This window comes from Sphaerisporangium sp. B11E5 (assembly GCF_039871875.1).
Taxonomy (GTDB): Bacteria; Actinomycetota; Actinomycetes; order Streptosporangiales; family Streptosporangiaceae; genus Sphaerisporangium.
Map to the genome: position 1 here is coordinate 105,903 of NZ_JBDPMD010000021.1, position 16,794 is coordinate 122,696.

Annotated in this window: 16 protein-coding genes; 5 read left to right on the forward strand and 11 right to left on the reverse strand. The window is 71.3% G+C overall.

Annotation, left to right across the window (positions count from 1 at the left end):
* Window positions 1-100: 100 nt before the first annotated feature.
* Window positions 101-733 carry a response regulator transcription factor gene (locus ABGB17_RS20175; protein ID WP_347631725.1) on the reverse strand — a complete coding sequence of 211 codons (633 nt, stop codon included), beginning with the start codon at window positions 731-733 and terminating at the stop codon, window positions 101-103.
* Complete coding sequence (locus tag ABGB17_RS20180) at window positions 730-1,896, reverse strand: GAF domain-containing sensor histidine kinase (RefSeq protein ID WP_347631727.1); 1,167 nt, start codon at window positions 1,894-1,896, stop codon at window positions 730-732. The genes ABGB17_RS20175 and ABGB17_RS20180 overlap by 4 nt, the downstream gene beginning before the upstream one ends.
* 113 nt (window positions 1,897-2,009) lie before the next feature.
* On the opposite strand from ABGB17_RS20180, the gene ABGB17_RS20185 reads away from it, so the two are divergent.
* The 3 genes from ABGB17_RS20185 (at window position 2,010) to ABGB17_RS20195 (ending at window position 4,344) form a co-directional block, all read left to right on the forward strand.
* A complete protein-coding gene (locus tag ABGB17_RS20185; RefSeq protein WP_347631729.1) occupies window positions 2,010-2,693 on the forward strand; it encodes an SDR family oxidoreductase in 684 nt (227 codons plus the stop codon).
* Complete coding sequence (locus ABGB17_RS20190; RefSeq protein WP_347631731.1) at window positions 2,690-3,703, forward strand: S-adenosylmethionine:tRNA ribosyltransferase-isomerase; 1,014 nt, start codon at window positions 2,690-2,692, stop codon at window positions 3,701-3,703. The genes ABGB17_RS20185 and ABGB17_RS20190 overlap by 4 nt, the downstream gene beginning before the upstream one ends.
* A gap of 83 nt (window positions 3,704-3,786) precedes the next feature.
* Window positions 3,787-4,344 carry a hypothetical protein gene (locus tag ABGB17_RS20195; RefSeq protein ID WP_347631733.1) on the forward strand — a complete coding sequence of 186 codons (558 nt, stop codon included), beginning with the start codon at window positions 3,787-3,789 and terminating at the stop codon, window positions 4,342-4,344.
* Window positions 4,345-4,723: 379 nt separating this feature from the next.
* Here ABGB17_RS20195 and ABGB17_RS20200 read toward each other — a convergent pair whose 3' ends face one another.
* Window positions 4,724-5,596 (reverse strand): lysophospholipid acyltransferase family protein, encoded by an 873-nt coding sequence (locus ABGB17_RS20200; protein WP_347631735.1) that lies wholly within the window; start codon window positions 5,594-5,596, stop codon window positions 4,724-4,726.
* Window positions 5,593-6,366: a GNAT family N-acyltransferase gene (locus tag ABGB17_RS20205; protein WP_347631737.1), complete on the reverse strand. Its 774-nt coding sequence runs from the start codon at window positions 6,364-6,366 to the stop codon at window positions 5,593-5,595. Before ABGB17_RS20205 ends, ABGB17_RS20200 begins: the two co-directional genes overlap by 4 nt.
* Before the next feature lie 111 nt (window positions 6,367-6,477).
* On the opposite strand from ABGB17_RS20205, the gene serB reads away from it, so the two are divergent.
* Window positions 6,478-7,692, forward strand: coding sequence for a phosphoserine phosphatase SerB (serB, locus tag ABGB17_RS20210; RefSeq protein WP_347631739.1), 1,215 nt, complete (start codon window positions 6,478-6,480; stop codon window positions 7,690-7,692).
* Window positions 7,693-7,697: 5 nt separating this feature from the next.
* On the opposite strand, the gene ABGB17_RS20215 is transcribed toward serB, so the two are convergent.
* The 4 genes from ABGB17_RS20215 to ABGB17_RS20230 form a co-directional block, all read right to left on the reverse strand.
* Window positions 7,698-8,180, reverse strand: coding sequence for a histidine phosphatase family protein (locus ABGB17_RS20215; RefSeq protein ID WP_347631742.1), 483 nt, complete (start codon window positions 8,178-8,180; stop codon window positions 7,698-7,700).
* Between the two features lie 89 nt (window positions 8,181-8,269).
* Window positions 8,270-10,606 (reverse strand): sodium-translocating pyrophosphatase, encoded by a 2,337-nt coding sequence (locus tag ABGB17_RS20220; protein ID WP_347631746.1) that lies wholly within the window; start codon window positions 10,604-10,606, stop codon window positions 8,270-8,272.
* Window positions 10,607-11,077: 471 nt separating this feature from the next.
* A complete protein-coding gene (locus tag ABGB17_RS20225) occupies window positions 11,078-11,545 on the reverse strand; it encodes an ATP-binding protein (RefSeq protein ID WP_347631749.1) in 468 nt (155 codons plus the stop codon).
* A gap of 2 nt (window positions 11,546-11,547) precedes the next feature.
* Window positions 11,548-11,898: an STAS domain-containing protein gene (locus ABGB17_RS20230; protein ID WP_114029683.1), complete on the reverse strand. Its 351-nt coding sequence runs from the start codon at window positions 11,896-11,898 to the stop codon at window positions 11,548-11,550.
* 155 nt (window positions 11,899-12,053) lie between these two features.
* Here ABGB17_RS20230 and ABGB17_RS20235 point away from each other — a divergent pair, with 155 nt between their 5' ends.
* Window positions 12,054-14,372, forward strand: coding sequence for a DEAD/DEAH box helicase (locus ABGB17_RS20235; RefSeq protein WP_347631752.1), 2,319 nt, complete (start codon window positions 12,054-12,056; stop codon window positions 14,370-14,372).
* Window positions 14,373-14,843: 471 nt separating this feature from the next.
* On the opposite strand, the gene ABGB17_RS20240 is transcribed toward ABGB17_RS20235, so the two are convergent.
* The 3 genes from ABGB17_RS20240 to ABGB17_RS20250 form a co-directional block, all read right to left on the reverse strand.
* Window positions 14,844-15,236, reverse strand: coding sequence for an Rv3654c family TadE-like protein (locus ABGB17_RS20240; RefSeq protein WP_347631755.1), 393 nt, complete (start codon window positions 15,234-15,236; stop codon window positions 14,844-14,846).
* Window positions 15,237-15,373: 137 nt separating this feature from the next.
* Complete coding sequence (locus ABGB17_RS20245; protein WP_347631757.1) at window positions 15,374-15,808, reverse strand: TadE family type IV pilus minor pilin; 435 nt, start codon at window positions 15,806-15,808, stop codon at window positions 15,374-15,376.
* A complete protein-coding gene (locus tag ABGB17_RS20250) occupies window positions 15,805-16,011 on the reverse strand; it encodes a DUF4244 domain-containing protein (protein ID WP_347631759.1) in 207 nt (68 codons plus the stop codon). The genes ABGB17_RS20245 and ABGB17_RS20250 overlap by 4 nt, the downstream gene beginning before the upstream one ends.
* Between the last annotated feature and the right edge of the window lie 783 nt (window positions 16,012-16,794).

The following is a 16,794-nucleotide window of genomic DNA, read 5'->3' on the forward strand; positions in this document are numbered from 1 at the left end:
GTCCGCGACGTGGCCGGGCCGAGTGGGAGCGCTCCCACGCGGCCTCTCACAAATTATCCCCATCCCTGGTGACGCCGACAACGACCGTCTCAGAACCGGCTCAGGCGAGGCCGTGGCGGACGGCGTAGAGGGCGGCCTGGGTGCGGTCCTGCACGCCCAGTTTCATGAGGACGTTGGAGACGTGCGTCTTCACCGTCTTCTCGGCGACGAGCAGCTCCCTGGCGATCTCGCGGTTGGACCGGCCGGAGGCGATGAGGGCCAGAACCTCACGCTCCCGTTCGGTGAGCACCGCGATGGACGGCGGCGCGGACGCCGGGGCGGACGGCCCGGCGAGCATGGCGTCGGCCGCCTCGGGGGCCAGCAGCACCTGACCGCCGTGCACCGCCCGGACGGCCTGCACCAGCGCCTCGGGATCCACGTCCTTGTAGAGGAACCCGGCGGCCCCCGACCGCATGGCGGGCGCCACATCCCCCCGGTCGCTCACCGACGTCAGCACGATCACCCGGGTCGGGTCCCCCCGCCCGGAAAGCTCCCGGAGCGCCCCGAGACCGTCCAGCACGGGCATCTTCAGATCCAGCAGCAGCACGTCAGGGGCCAGGGACCCGACCAGCGCGACCGCCTCGGCCCCGTCGCACGCCTCCCCCACCACGTCGAGATCGTCCTGCAACCCCAGGAACGTCCGCAGTCCCTGCCGCACCACCGGGTGGTCGTCCGCGATCACCACCCGGATCACCGCGGCACCTCCAGCCGCACCACGGTCCCCTTCCCCGGCGCCGACACGACCGTCAAGGTCCCCTCCAGCACCTCCGCCCGGTCCTTCATGGACAACAACCCAAGGCCCCGCAACGTCGGCTCCTCCACCACGAACCCGTCCCCGTCGTCCCGCACCTCGAGCACCACGCACGCCCCCACCGTCGTCAGCGTGACACGGATGGCCGACGCGTTCGCGTGCCGCAGCGCGTTGTGCAGCGACTCCTGCGCCACCCGCAGCACCGTCACCTCGGTGTCCGGCGTCAGGTCCTCCACCACGGAGCCCTCGAACGACATCTCCACCGGGGAGAGCCGGTCCAGCAGCGAGACATGCTTGCGCAACGTCTCACACAGCCCGTGCCGGTCCAGCTCGGCGGGGCGCATCTCCACGATGACGGCACGCAGCTCCGCCAGCGCCTCCCCCGCCAGCCGCCGCACGGTGTCGATCTCGGCGCGGGCCCGCTCGACGTCGGCGTCCAGCAGCGCCGACGCCGCCTGCGCGGTCAGCCGCAACGAGAACAGCTTCTGCGTCACCGCGTCGTGCAGCTCGCGCGCCATCCGCGTCCGCTCCTCCGACACCGTCAGCTCCCGCACGCACTCGTACAGCCGCGCGTTGGTCATCGCGATGGCCGCGTGCGCCGCGAACAGCACCAGCAGGCTCTCGTCCCGCCGCGTGAACCCCCCGGGACCCCGCTTGTTGGACAGGAACAGGATGCCGAGCACGTTCTCCCCGTCCTTGATCGGCACCCCGATGAAGTCCTTCAGCACCGGATGCGCGGCCGGCCACCAGCCGAACCGCGGATCCTGCCGGATGTCCGCCAGCCGCACCGGCGCCGCCTCCCGCAGCAGCGCCGCCAGCATGCCGTGCTGCCGCGGCAGCGGCCCGATGGCCTCCCACTGCCGGTCCGACACCCCCTCGGCGACGAACTCGGCGAACGACCCGTCGTCGTCCGGCACGCCGAGCGCGGCGTACCGGGCGTCCAGCAACGTCTGCGCCGACCGCACGATCACCTGCAGCACCTCGCGCACCGACAGGTGCCGCGTCACCGCCAGCACCGCCGAGCTGACCGCGTGCAGCACCGCGTCCCGCTCGCCCGCCTGCTCCGCGCCGTACGCGTCCTCGATGCCGGGGTGTTCCGCCGTCACGCCCTCACTGTAAGCGCCCCCAGGGAGAGGTGACCCGGGCCGGAGGTCCTAGGTCCATGTGCCGACCCCCGAGGCCGATGCCCCGCCTCCCGCGCGCTTCTAACGTCGAGGCCATGACGCGATCGACGGACGGACGAACACCCACGGCCCTGGTCACCGGGGCCTCACGCGGCCTGGGACTGGCCCTGGCCCGCGCCTTGGCCGCCGAAGGCTGGCGGCTGGTCATCACCGCACGGGGAGCGGACGACCTGGAGAAGGCGGCGCTGGAGACCGGCGCCACGGCACTGGCCGGCGACGTCGCCGACCCCGGGCACCGGGCGCGGATCGCGCAGGTCGTGAACGAGCTCGGGGGCCTCGACCTGCTGGTGAACAACGCGAGCACGCTCGGCGCCGCACCGCTGCCCACCCTGGCCGTGTACCCGCTGGACGCCTTGGAGGACGCGCTGCGGCAGAACGTCGTCGCACCGCTCGGGCTGATCCAGGCCACCCTGCGGGGGTTGCGCGAACGCGGGGGCGCGGTGGTGAACATCTCCTCGGACGCGGCCGTCGAGGCGTACGAGGGCTGGGGCGGCTACGGCGCGACCAAGGCGGCGCTGGAGCAGCTCTCCAAGGTGCTCGCCGCCGAGGAGCCGGACATCGCGGTGTGGTGGGTAGACCCGGGCGAGATGCGCACCCGCATGCTGGCCGACGCGGTCGGCGAGGAGGAGGCCGCCGGGGCCGACGACCCCGAGGTGGTGGCCGCGTTCCTGGTGGACCTGGTGCGCGGACGGCCCCGCAGCGGCCGGGTGACCCGGTGATCACCTTCGACCTGCCCCCGGTGCGCGAGGCGCACGAGCCGCCCGAGGAACGCGGCCAGGCCCGCGACGCCGTACGCCTGATGGTGTCGGGCAAGGACACCGGCACCATCACCCACCACGACTTCACCGAACTGCCCGACCTGCTGCGGCCCGGCGACCTGCTCGTCGTCAACGACTCGGCCACCCTGCCCGCCGCGGTGCCGCTGGACCGGCTGGCCGTGCACTTCTCCACCGAACGCGAGGACGGCACGTGGCTGGTGGAGCTGCGCCGCCGCACCGGGGACACCACCGCACCGTACGGCGGGGGCGAGTCCGGTGAGTGGCTGCCCATGCCGGGCGGGGCCACGTTGCGGCTGCTCGGCCGCGAGACGCCGCGGCTGTGGCGGGCCCGGCTGGACCGGGACGTGGCCGGCTACCTGCGTGAGCACGGCAAGCCGATCAGGTACTCGTACGTGCGGAAGGACTGGCCGCTCGCGGCGTACCAGACGGTGTTCGGGGTGCGGCCGGGCAGCGCCGAGATGCCGAGCGCCGGGCGGCCGTTCAGCCCTGAGATCGTGACCGGGCTGGTCGCCAGGGGCGTGCTGATCGCGACGGTGACCCTGCACACCGGGGTCGCCTCGCCGGAGAAGGACGAGCCGCCGTACGCCGAGCGCTTCTCGGTGCCCGCGCAGACGGCGCGGCTGGTCAACCAGGCCGACGGGCGGGTCATCGCGGTGGGGACCACGGTGGTGCGTGCCCTGGAGAGCGCCGTGGTGCCCGGCGGGCGGCGGGTCCGCGCGGCGCGGGGGTGGACGTCCAAGGTGGTGACGCCGCAGGAGGGGGTGCGGGTCGTGGACGGGTTGATCACGGGGCTGCACGAGCCGCGGTCCAGCCACCTGCTGATGCTCACGGCCATCGCCGGGGAGGAGTTGTTGGCACGTTCCTACGAAGAAGCGATTCGAAATGCATATCTGTGGCATGAGTTCGGCGATATCCATATGATCATTCCCGATCAAACCGGATCAATATGATCGGCAGCCCCATTCCCGCCGATCTTCGCCGAAATGGCGCCGCTGACTCGCGGGACGCCATCATCCACTCAGGAGTCGACTCAATGCGACGGCACCTCTCCGTACTCGCCGCACTGACCGTGGCCGGCTCACTCGCCGGCTCCGCGCTCGCCGTGCCCGCCTCGGCGGCCCCCGCCGCCGCGGCGCCGGTGAGCGTCAGCCACGTGAGCGCCGCCCCCCAGTCCCCGCTCAAGACCACCGTGCTCTACAACAAGTACGCGCGCCGCGGCGGTTCGTACACCTACACCGTGAAGGCCAAGAACGTCGGCGAGTGGGCCACCGACTTCGCCGGCCTGCTGGCGCTGATGCCCAAGGGCGCCGCCAAGTACCGCGTGATCAGCAAGTCCCGCTTCACCTGGTGCGACTTCGAGGGCCGCGAGCTGCTCTGCGTCTTCCCCACCCTCGACCCGGGCAAGAGCACCTCCGTCAAGATCAAGGTCTGGCTCAAGCGCAGCACCAAGGGCTCCGTCTACGGCGAGTTCGGCACCTTCTCGGTGGACGTCCCCGGCGGCGTCGACATCAACGACCCGGAAGAGCTCGAGAAGCTCGACCTCGCCCAGGACGTCAAGTACCTCCGCGTGAAGACCAAGATCATCCGCTGACCCACCCGGGGCCGGCACCATCCCCCGGCCCCACCCCCGGGGCACGGCACCGCCGTGCCCCGGACCACAACTCCCCCCGCCCCCTCACCCCCGTGGCGGGACGTCCCCGTCCTCGTCGCGGGACATCCCTGTCCTCGTCCCCGCCCCCGTGGCGGGACGTCCCGTCCTCGTCGCGGGACATCCCTGTCCTCGTCCCCGCCCCCGTGGCGGGACGTCCCGTCCTCGTCGCGGGACATCCCTGTCCTCGTCCCCGCCCCCGTGGCGGGACGTCCCGGTCCCCGACCGTCCCCCGCACCCCGGGCCACCTCCGCGGGCCGTTCCTGGACGGCGCCGACGCGGCGGGACGTGGTACGGCGAATCCGGCGCCGCCGTACGGCGGTCAAGCGGCCGCCGGCACCTCATGGGATCGGGGCAGATCGCCCGACACCGTGGCACGCGCGATGCCGGCCAGTTCACGCCGCGACACCCCCGCCTCGTAGGCGAGAAGCGGAAAGAGGGTCACCTCCACCTCAAGCCCCCGTGACGCGAGCACCCGCCCCAGGGAGGCCAGCAAGGTGTCCTCCCCCACGAAGGCGGGCGCCGTGGCCAACGCGCCCCCCACCTCGCCGTACCGGAGCGTGACGGGCCGCACAGGCACCTCGGCCTCGACCGCCGCCTGGAAGACCGCGGGCCGGAACACCCCGGTGCCTCGCCCGCACCACGTGGTCCCCTCAGGAAAAGCCACAACGGAACGACCTTCGCGCAACACCGCAGCGACCTGCCGCACCGTCCCAGGGAGCAACGACAACCGCTCCCGGTCGATGAACACGGCCCCGCTCCCGGCCACCAGTGTCCGCAGGACAGGCCACCGCGCGATCTCGCTCTTGGCCAGCGCCCGGCAAGGAACCACCGCCGCCACCACCAAGGGATCCAGCCACGACACATGATTGGCGACGATCAGCGCCGCCCCGTCCCCGGGAACCGAGGCCGGCCGGGGAGACCGGGCACCGCCGAACACGGTGAACCCCTCCTGCACCCGCACCCGTATCCCCAGCACCCGCAACAACATCCGCGCCTGCGCCATGGTGGCCGCGCTCAAGGAGTCCGCCCCGAGCCGGCGCGCCACCGCCATCCACGGCAACGCCGCGAGCAGCAACCCCAGCACCCCGAGCACCCGCACCGCCCGCCGCACCGCCCCGGCCGTACGCGACGACGGTGTCACGCAGCCCGACACCGTGCACGGCCCGCTCGGCAGCCACGTCCAGGCGCTCATTCCGGCACCCCGAGGAAGTGCCGCAGGTACCGCGTGTCCACCTCGGCCAGCGACAGCAGCACGAAGAAGTCCGCCGTCCCGAAGTCCGGGTCGTGCGCCGGCGCCCCGCAGATCCACGAGCCGAGCCGCAGGTACCCCCGCAGCAGCGACGGGATCACGAACCGGTCCGGCCGGGGCACCCCCCGTCCCGTCCACTCGTGGTGCGGCCGCACCCGATACTGCTCCGGCCCGAGCGGGATCTTGTCGAGCACCCCGGCGGCGGCCGTCCCCCCGTCGTCCAGGGGGATCGAGCAGCACCCGCCGAGCCAGCCGTACCCGCCGGCCACCATGTAGCGCGCGATCCCGGCCCACATGAGCCCGACCACCGCCCCGCCACGGTGATCGGGATGCACGCATGTACGTCCCACTTCGACCATGTTCGACCGGATGCCGGCCAGCGCCGACAGGTCGAACTCACCGTCCGAGTACAACCGGTCGCACCGGCCGGGAGCCAGCAGCCGGTACGTCCCCACCACCATGTCGCCGTGCCGCACCAGCAGGTGGTCGCAGTAGGAGTCCAGCGGATCGACGTCAAGGCCGGTGATCGGGGAGTCGAGGCGCGCCCCCATCTCCTCGGCGAACACCTGGTGGCGCAGGCGCTGCGCCTCCCGCATCTCGGCGGCGTTCCTGGCCAGCGCCACCGTGTACCGGCCGCGCGCGTCGGTCAGGACGCCCTGATCGCCACCGATGTCCGAAGCACTGCGGACACCGCCGGGAATGAGCTGGGTCATGGCATGCCCTCCTCCTCTGGCCCCATGAAGACATGCGGAGATGGCCATCCGCCGTCCGTATGGTGAACCGCGTGCACGCTCACTCTGAGCGGTCGGTAGCGTTGTCCGGTGATGAAGCAGCGAACGCTTTTGATCACACTGAACGGCCCCGACCGGCCTGGGGTGACGTCGCGGCTCTTCTCCGTGCTGGCGGCGTTCCCCGTGGTCGTCGCCGACGTCGAACAGGTCGTGATCCGCGGCAGGCTCACCCTCGGGGTGCTCGTCGCGTACGCCGGCGGCCCCCCGACCGGCACCGGCGGCACCATCGGCGCCCTGTGGACCGCGGTGGAGCGGCTGGCGGACGACCTCGGCATGGAGGTCGAGCTGTCCACCGGCACCGACGCCAAGGAGAAGCGCCGCCGCGGCCGCCTGCACGTCACCGTCCTCGGCGAGCCCCTGCAACCCGCCGCCATGGCGGGCATCGCGGGCCGCATCGCGGCGGCGGGCGCCAACATCGACCGCATCGAACGCCTGGCCCACGAGCCGGTCACCTGCATCGAGATGGCCATCTCCGGCGCCGAGCCCGACTCGCTGCGCACCGCCCTGGCGGCCGAGGCGGTGCTCCAGGAGGTGGACGTCGCGGTGCAGCGCTCCGGCCTGCACCGGCGAGCCAAGCGGCTCATCGTCATGGACGTCGACTCGACCCTCATCCAGGGTGAAGTGGTCGAGATGCTCGCCGCGCACGCGGGCTGCATGGACGAGGTCGAGAAGATCACCACCGCCGCCATGCGCGGCGAGCTCGACTTCGCCGCGTCGCTACGCGAACGGGTGGCGCTGCTGGAAGGCCTCCCCGAGGAGGTCTTCGACCGCGTACGCGCCGACGTGGTGCTCACCCCCGGCGCCCGCACCCTGGTCCGCACCCTGAAACGGCTGGACTACCGCTTCGCCATCGTCAGCGGCGGCTTCACCCAGATCACCGACACCCTGGTGGCCGACCTGGGCATCGACTACTCCGCCGCCAACACCCTGGAAGTCGTGGACGGCAAACTGACCGGCCGCGTCATCGGCGAGATCGTCGACCGCCCCGGCAAGGCCCGTGCCTTGGAACGCTTCGCCAAGCAGGCCGGCATCCCCATCAGCCAGACAGTGGCCATAGGCGACGGCGCCAACGACCTGGACATGATCACCGCCGCCGGCCTGGGCATAGCCTTCAACGCCAAACCGGTCCTCCGCCAGGCCGCCGACACCGCCGTCAACGTCCCCTACCTGGACGCCATCCTGTACCTCCTCGGCATCTCCCGCGACGAGATCGTCGCCGCCGACGCCGAAGACGCCCAGACCCTCTGACCCGGTCAGTCCTTCGGGTTCCAGCGGTGAGCCAGCCGGCCGTCGCCGGGACCGAGGTCCGTCCACGCCTCAGTGGTCTCGATGACGGCGTAGGCGCCGGGTGGGAACTTGTCCAGGTCGCGGGCCAGGGTGAGGTTGACGACCAGTTCCAGGGCACCGGGATTGTGGCCGACCAGGAGCAGAGTCGAGACCTCGTCGCCGGTGCGGCGGATCAGCTCCACCAGCTCGTCGGGGTAGGCCTCGTAGATGTCGGTCTCGATCTGGACCGGCGCGTCGGGGGCGAGCGTCGCGAGGGTCAGCTCGGCCGTCCGGCGGGTGCGCTCGGACGGGGAGCACAACACGAGATCAGGAGAAAGCCCGAGGGCCTTCAACGCCTCCCCGGCCCGGCCCGCGTCCCGCTCGCCCCGGTCGGTCAGCGGGCGTTGCCGGTCGGCGAGGCCGGGAACGTGCGCGGCCTTGGCGTGACGCAGGACGATGAGGGTGTTCACCCGCCAACTATGCCCTACGACAAGCCCCGAAACGCCACCGGGCGCACGGCCTGTGGACAAGCCGTACGCCCGGGACGGAGGAAACCCGACTAGCTGGAGACCTTCTCCGGCTCGATCGGCGTGGCACCGGCGCCACCGGCGGGCGCGATGCTCGTGGACCGCCGCTTGGACACCACGATGGCGCCCACGACGACGCCGACCGCCACCACGGTGACGCCGATGCGCAGCACCGCGTTGTCGGCGTACGTCACGACCGCCGGGGCGACGAGCAGCGCGACCAGGTTCATCACCTTGATCAGCGGGTTGATGGCGGGGCCCGCCGTGTCCTTGAACGGGTCGCCCACGGTGTCGCCGATGACGGTGGCCGCGTGGGCCTCGGAGCCCTTGCCGCCGTGGTGGCCGTCCTCGACGAGCTTCTTGGCGTTGTCCCACGCGCCACCGGAGTTGGCGAGGAACACCGCCATCAGCGTGCCCGCCGCGATGGCACCGGCCAGGTAGGCGCCGAGCGGCGCGTACCCGAGCGCGAAGCCCACCGCGATCGGCGTCATGACGGCCAGCAGACCGGGGGTGGCCAGCTCACGCAGCGAGTCGCGGGTGCAGATGTCCACGACACGCCCGTAGTCCGGCAGTTCGGACCCAGCCATGATGCCCGGCTTGGTACGGAACTGCTCGCGCACCTCGAACACCACCCGCCCGGCGGCCCGGCCCACCGCGCTGATCGCCAGCCCGGAGAACAGGAACACCACCGCGGCGCCGATGATCAGACCCACCAGCACGTTCGGCGAGTCGACGCTCAGGCTGAACGAGGCGAACTGCCCGAGCGCGTCCTTGACGTCCGCGCTCGCCGTGGCGAGCTGGCCTTCCACCGCCGTACGGAACGCCCCGAACAGCGCCGTCGCCGCGAGCACGGCGGTCGCGATCGCGATGCCCTTGGTGATCGCCTTGGTGGTGTTGCCCACCGCGTCCAGCGAGGTGAGGATGCGGGCACCCTCGCCCTCGACGTCGCCGGACATCTCGGCGATGCCCTGCGCGTTGTCGGAGACCGGCCCGAAGGTGTCCATCGAGACGATCACGCCGACCGTGGTGAGCAGGCCGGTGCCGGCCAGCGCCACCGCGAACAGCGCCACGGTCACGTTGCCGAAGCCCAGCAGGAACGCGCCGTAGACCGCGCCGCCGATGAGCAGCGCCGAGTACACCGCGGACTCCAGGCCGACCGAGATGCCGGACAGGATGACCGTCGCCGGGCCGGTGAGCGAACTCTCGCCGATCTCCCTCACGGGACGGCGGTTGGTCTCGGTGAAGTAGCCGGTGAGCACCTGGATGGCGCTGGCCAGCACCAGACCGACCAGCACCGCGCCGATCGCGATGAGGCGGGGGTCGGAGTCGAGACCGGCGATGGCGGTGCTGACGCCGGTCAGCTCGGCGAAGGAGCCCGGCAGGTAGGCGAACGCCGCGACCGCCACGAGGACGGCCGAGATGATCGCCGAGAGGAAGAAGCCGCGGTTGATGGCGGCCATGCCGTTGCGGTCGCCGCTGCGGGGCGCGGTGGCGAAGATGCCGATGACGGCGGTGACGACACCGATCATCGGGACGATCAGCGGGAACACCAGGCCCTCGGTGCCGAAGGCCACCTTGCCCAGGATGAGGCTGGCGACCAGCATGACGGCGTACGACTCGAACAGGTCGGCCGCCATGCCCGCGCAGTCGCCCACATTGTCGCCCACGTTGTCGGCGATCGTGGCGGCGTTGCGGGGGTCGTCCTCGGGGATGCCCTGCTCGACCTTGCCGACCAGGTCGGCGCCCACGTCGGCCGCCTTGGTGAAGATGCCGCCGCCGACACGCATGAACATCGCCAGCAGCGCCGCACCGAAACCGAAGCCCTCAAGGACGCTCGGGGCGTCGCCCTTGTAGGCGAGCACCACGATGGCCGCGCCGAGCAGGCCGAGGCCGACGGTGAACATGCCGGCCACGCCGCCGGTGCGGAACGCGATCCGCATGGCGACCTTTTCCCCCTGCTCACGGGCGGCGGCGGCCACACGCACGTTGCCTCGCACGGCGAGCCACATGCCCATGAAACCGGTCAGCGCGGAGAACGCGGCGCCGACCACGAAGAACACAGAACGGCCGATGGCCACGCCGGTCGACTCAGCCGGCAGTAGGAACAGCAAGAAAGGGATGAGTACCACGAATATGGCAAGCGTGCGGAATTGCCGCGTCAGATACGCCGCAGCGCCTTCCTGTACGGCACGCGAGATGTTCTGCATGCGTTCAGTTCCCTGACCGGCACTCAGCACCTCGCGTACGAGGCCACCGGCTACGGCGAGCGCGAGAAGCGCCACCGCGGCGACCACGATCACGATGGTGAGGTGGGAACCGCTCAGGGAAACCGCTGCGGCGTCGTCAGCGGCTAGATAAAGCCCAGACATCCGTCCTCCTCGGCCTGACGGGTAGGTCCGAGCTCGGACCGCGCTGCGAAATCGAGTCGGGGGGCGGCGCGCATCCGAGCTGGATTGGCAGTGCCGCTTCCGGTAACGTCCGCAGACCTCCCGCAGGGCGCCGTCGATCTGCGGGGACAAAACCTTGGCCGGTGCGGGGAGTCTACGCAGGCATCAGCCAGATATGAAGCCTCTACCCCCGGCCAATCAGGAACCCGTCCAGTAGGCCGTGAGGCTTTGCCCTGCAACAACGTGGTTTTCCCCACTCCGGTCGGAGCGACCTCCATGTTACGGCCAAGACTGTATTGCCAAAAAATGGTGTCCGAAAGACCTGTGGCCATACCGAAACACCCGGTCCACAGGGACCGGGTGGTGCGCTGGAACGGAAGTCCGGCCGCAATCCCGGGCACGGCGAAACCAGCCGTCGGCTCGCGGGAGACTGCTGCGGGGCCGGGACCCGGGTCAGGCGGCCGGGAGGCCGGTGGCGGCGGGCCAGCTCATGCGGATCCGCAACCCCTTGGCACTCGGGTACACCTCGACGTCGTCCGCCAGGGCGGCGATGACCGCGATGCCGAAGCCGGACATCAACGTGTCGGCCGGCAGAAGGCTGGCGAGCGCCGTGCCGTTGACCGGGGTGGGCGGGTCGTCATCGTCCTGGTAAGCCTGCTCGAGGTCGTCGCTCGGTGCCGAGTCGGTCACCGTGACCTCGAAACGGCCGGAATCGTCGCACAGCTCGATGCGGATCGGCTCACCCGGGCAGTGGACGCGGTGAGCCTCCACTGCCCGCGAGCAGGCCTCTCCGACGGCGAGCCGCACCTCGTCCAGCAGCGCCTCGGCCACACCCGTGCGGCGCGCGATGGCCGTGGCGACCAAGCGCGCCGTGCGGACGTGCGCCGGCAGGGCACTGAACGTCAGCTCGACGGTGGCCATGACTACTTGTCTCGGCCGTGAGCTTCCTTGGCCTCTTCGACCGAGGCGTAAATCCCGAAGACCTTGGTCAACCCGGTGATCCGGAAGATCTTCAGGATGCGTTCCTGAGTGCAGACGAGCTCCAGGGAGCCGTCGTGCGCCCGAACGCGCTTGAGCCCGCCGACCAGCACACCGAGTCCGGTGGAATCAAGGAAGTCAACCTTCTCCATGTTGACCAGGAGGTGGAAGTTGCCCTTGTTCACGAGGTCGATCAGCAGCTCACGCAGCCTCGGCGCGGTATAGACGTCGATCTCACCCTCGACTTCCACGATGGTGAGTCGGTCTTCGGTGTGGTGGTCCAACTTCAGATCCACAGATCCTCCAGCGCCTTGCCTGCTGAGTCCACGACGAGGGGTCTGACATGCTGGGACCCCAAGCCCCAGCGCGCAATACCCTGACGCGCGGCATTCAACCACGCCCCGCCTTCGTGTCTATACGAAATCACGACTCCGGGCGACTCTCCCCCAAGATGCCAAACTGGAAACCAGTGACTGCGACTACATCAGCCTCACGCCGGGCCGAGCCGCTGCTCGGCCGGCTGCTCGCCGTGCCCGCACGCCGGGAGCGTGTCACCCATGTTGAACACGTTCCCGCACGTCAGGCAAGCGATGCATGCTGGCCGGAATGGATGGGCGAGTTGCTTGTCAGCCGTCTGCGAAACCTGGGCGTGGACGGGCTCTGGGAACATCAGGCGGCGGCGGCCGACCTCGTCCACCGTGGCCAAAACGTGATCATCTCCACGGGCACCGCGTCGGGAAAATCGTTGGCCTACCTGGTGCCGGCCGTCTCGGAGATCCTCACGGGGGGCGGCGTCCTGTACCTGACCCCCACCAAGGCGCTCGCGGCGGACCAGTTGCGCGCGGTGCGGGAGCTGAAGCTCGCGCAGGTGCGGGCGGCGACCTACGACGGCGACACACCGGCCGAGGAACGGCAGTGGGTGCGGCGCAACGCCAACTATGTGCTCACCAACCCCGACATGCTGCACAGGTCCATCCTTCCCCGGCATTCGGCGTGGACGTCGTTCTGGCGGCGGCTCAAGATCGTTGTGGTGGACGAGTGCCACGGGTACCGGGGGGTGTTCGGCTCGCACGTGGCGCAGATCCTGCGGCGGCTGCGCCGCGTCTGCGCGAAATACGGCTCCCGCCCGGTGTTCGTGCTCGTGTCGGCCACGGTGAGCGACCCCGCGGCCGCGGCGATGCGCCTGACGGGCCTTGAGACGGCCGAGGTGACCACGGACGCCTCTCCCCGGGGTTCCACCACCTTCGCGCTCTGGGAGCCGCCTCTGACGGATCTGCGCGGCGAGCGGGGCGCGCCGGTGCGGCGGACGGCGACGGCGGAGACCGCCGACCTGCTGTCCGATCTCGTGGTGGACGGCGTGCGGACCCTGGCGTTCGTCCGGTCCCGCCGGGCGGCCGAGACCGTGTCGCTGATCGCCCGGGGCAACCTGGAGGAGGTTTCGCCGGAACTGCCCGCCCAGGTGGCCGCGTACCGGGCCGGGTACCTCGCCGAGGACCGGCGGCGGCTGGAGAAGGCGCTGCGCGACGGCGACGTGATGGGCCTGGCGACCACCAACGCCCTGGAGCTCGGCATCGACGTGTCCGGCCTGGACGCCGTGCTGATCGCCGGCTGGCCCGGCACCCGGGCGTCCTTGTGGCAGCAGGCCGGCCGGGCCGGGCGTGACGGCCAGGACGCCCTCGCGGTGCTGATCGCCCGGGACGACCCGCTGGACACCTACCTCGTGCACCACCCCGAGGCGCTCTTCGGCCGCCCCGTGGAGGCCATCGTCCTGGACCCCGACAACCCCTACGTCCTCGGCCCCCACCTGTGCGCCGCCGCCGCGGAGATCCCTCTGACCGAGGCCGACCTGCCGATCTTCGGCCCGTCCGCCCCCGAGGTCCTCGACGACCTGGTCGGCCGCGCGATGCTGCGCCGCCGCGCGCAGGGCTGGTTCTGGACCCGCCGCGAACGCGCCGCCGACCTCGCCGACATCCGCGGCTCCGGCGCCGCCCCCGTCCAGATCGTGGAAGCCCCCACCGGCCGCCTGCTCGGCACCGTGGACGAGCCCTCCGCCCACACCGCCGTCCACACCGGCGCCGTCCACCTGCACCAGGGCGACACCTACGTGGTCGACACCCTCGACCTGGAGGCCGGCGTAGCCCTGGTCTCCGCCGCCACCCCCGACTACGTCACCTTCGCCCGGGACGTCACCGACATCAGCGTCCTGGAAAGCCTGCGCTCCCGCCCCTTCGGCCCCGGCGAACTCCACTTCGGCACCGTGGAGGTGACCCGCCAAGTCGTCTCGTTCCTGAAACGCCGCCAGCAGACCGGCGAAGTCCTGGGCGAAGAGCCCCTGGACCTCCCCCCACGCACCCTGAACACCCGCGCCGTCTGGTGGACCCTCCCCGACGAGGCCCTGACCCCCCTGCTGGCCGCCGGCCACGACCTCCCCGGCTCCGCCCACGCCGCCGAACACGCCTCGATAGGCCTCCTCCCCCTGTTCGCCACCTGCGACCGCTGGGACATAGGCGGCGTGAGCACCGAACGCCACCCCGACACCGGCCTCCTGACCGTCTTCGTCTACGACGGCCACGAAGGCGGCGCCGGCTTCGCCGAACGCGCCTACACCAAAGCCCACGCCTGGCTGACCGCCACCCAGCAAGCCATCCACTCCTGCGAATGCCAAGCAGGCTGCCCAAGCTGCATCCAAAGCCCCAAATGCGGCAACAGCAACGACCCCCTGGACAAACAGGGCTCCCACCACCTCCTGCAAATCCTCCTGACCTCCTGACCTCGCGACCTCCTGACCTCACGTCCCCGCGACCTCACGTCCCCGCGACCTCACGTCCCCGCGACCTCGCGACCTCGCGACCTCGCGACCTCGCCTCCCCGCGTCCCCGCGTCCCCGCGACCTCGCTTCCCCGCGTCTCCGCGACCTCGCGACCTCACGTCCCCGCGACCTCGCGACCTCGCCTCCCCGCGACCTCGCCTCCCCGCGTCCCCGCGACCTCGCGACCTCACGCCCCCGCGACCTCGCGACCTCACGTCCCCGCGACCTCACGTCCCCGCGTCCCCGCGACCTCACGTCTCCGCGTCCCCTCGATCTCGCATCCCCGCATCCCCGCATCCCCGCATCCCCGCGTCCCCGCGCCCACGTGCAAGACGACGCCAAGCAGTCGCACGGCCGATGCGGCTCCCGTCGTACGCCCCGACGGCTGCAGGCCAGGACGGCGAGCCTCATGGGGCGGAGCACGCCGTGATCTCAGCGAGGCCCGGCGCGGGCTTCGGCGGTCAAAGAGCGGCGGCCCAGGAGAGGGACGGAAGCCGTCACGGCCACCCGGACGTGGATGACGCCGGTGTGGACGGTGCAGCGGGCCAGGCCGGCATGGTTGGCGGTGGCGACAGAAGCGGCTCGGCGGCAGGCGTAGGCGGGGGCGGCCAGGGCATGGACGGCACCGGCGAGGGCACTGAGGTCGGCGGCGGTCTCAGCACGGTGCCGCGCCACCCGGATCGCCCCCGCCGCCACCGAAGCTCCGGCGACGAGCCAGATGAGCGCCATCAAGGAGACCAGCCAGACCGTCCCTGATCCCTTCTCGACACCGTCTCGCCGTGAAGTCGGACATCTGGCGGGTCCCCTTGAACACATGAATCTCATGACGGCGACTCTCATGATCGAGACCCCCGCACCCAGCACCACGCACGAGACCAGCCCGTTCGCCGCGGATCCCATCTCGACAGGGCGGCGCCGTAGACGCCGGCAGCTCACGAAGCCGCCTTCTGCACACATGAAACTCATGGACCCGTCTCCTCAGCGCCCGGCTCCGTGGCCGCGGTGGCGTCGGCCCTGATGACGATGCCGGGAAGGAGAGCCGCTTTGACCGGCCGTACGGTGGCTGAGATCGTGACGCGGCTCAGCTCGGCGTCCCGGGTCACCGACACGACCGCCCCCGCAGGAGCGGCAAGCCCAGCCATCCGGCGCACCGCGTCCAACGACTCGCCCCGGGCGGCAGCTCTGGCCCCCGTACGTGCCGCGTCCACGCACTCCAGTTGGACGCCCACGACCGCCACGGCCCACAGCGCCCCACCGAGCACCAGCGCCAGTGTCGGCAGCCCTACGGCCATCTCAGCCGTGACCGACCCCTCCTCCTCTGCCCGGCTCCCCCCGCCTCGGGCACGTGGGAGCCGGAAGAGCCGGTCACACCGGCCTGGAGCCCGTCCCCCGTTCATCCGGCGAGCCGGAGAGCCCGGCCAAGGATCTCGGTCAGCATCTTGCGGACCTCAGGGCTCGTGACGATCTTGTAGAGCAACCCCGCGAACGCGCAGGCGGCGATCGTCCCCACGGCGTACTCGGCCGTGGACATCCCCGCCTCCCCACGAGTCCGCGCCATCACCAGCACCCCCCGCCCCGACACCTCCAGCCGTCCCCACACGGCCCGCACCTTCCCGCGAGCCCTCCGGCACCCACCGGCCACAACCCGGACGAGCGCCTTCCCGTACGCCTTCCTCCCCCGCCGCACAGCGAGAACGTTCTCCGCCCCCGCCCCCGCAGCGTGCCGCCCCTGCGAACAGACCCACCGACGCATGTGCCCTCCTTGAAGCGCTACCCGCCCGGACGGCCCCTCCGTCCGGCACGGCGAACGCGGCCATGCTCGCGCGATCCACACCCCCGATTCCGCCCCGAACCCCGTTCTGTGGATAACCCCCCACCCCCCGGCCGATCAGCGCACCCCCACCCACAAAATCGCCGCCCACCGCCCCACCCCGAAGCCGACACGACCCCCAACAACCGACATATCCCTCACCTCACGACCACCGAAATCCCCACCGCCAGCACCCCCAACCGCGCCCCATCCACAGCCCCACACACGTCCCCACCAGCAACACACCGAAGCCCTCACCGACACCCACTGCGGCCCCACCCCACCGGCACCAACGCGACCAGCCGCGCGACAACCTGAACACAACCGATCACAGGCATAGGGCATGACCAGCCCAACGGTCGGGAGTGGCAGCGAGATCGACAACTCCCACACGGATACCGAGCCGTGTAAACATGATCCGTCCGCCACCGTGTCCGGGGACCGCCCCGTGTCCGGGGACCGCACCGTGTCCGGGGACCGCACCGTGTCCGGGGACCGCACCGTGTCCGGGGACCGCACCGTGTCCGGGGACCGCACCGTGTCCGGGGACCGCACCGTGTCCGGGGACCGCAC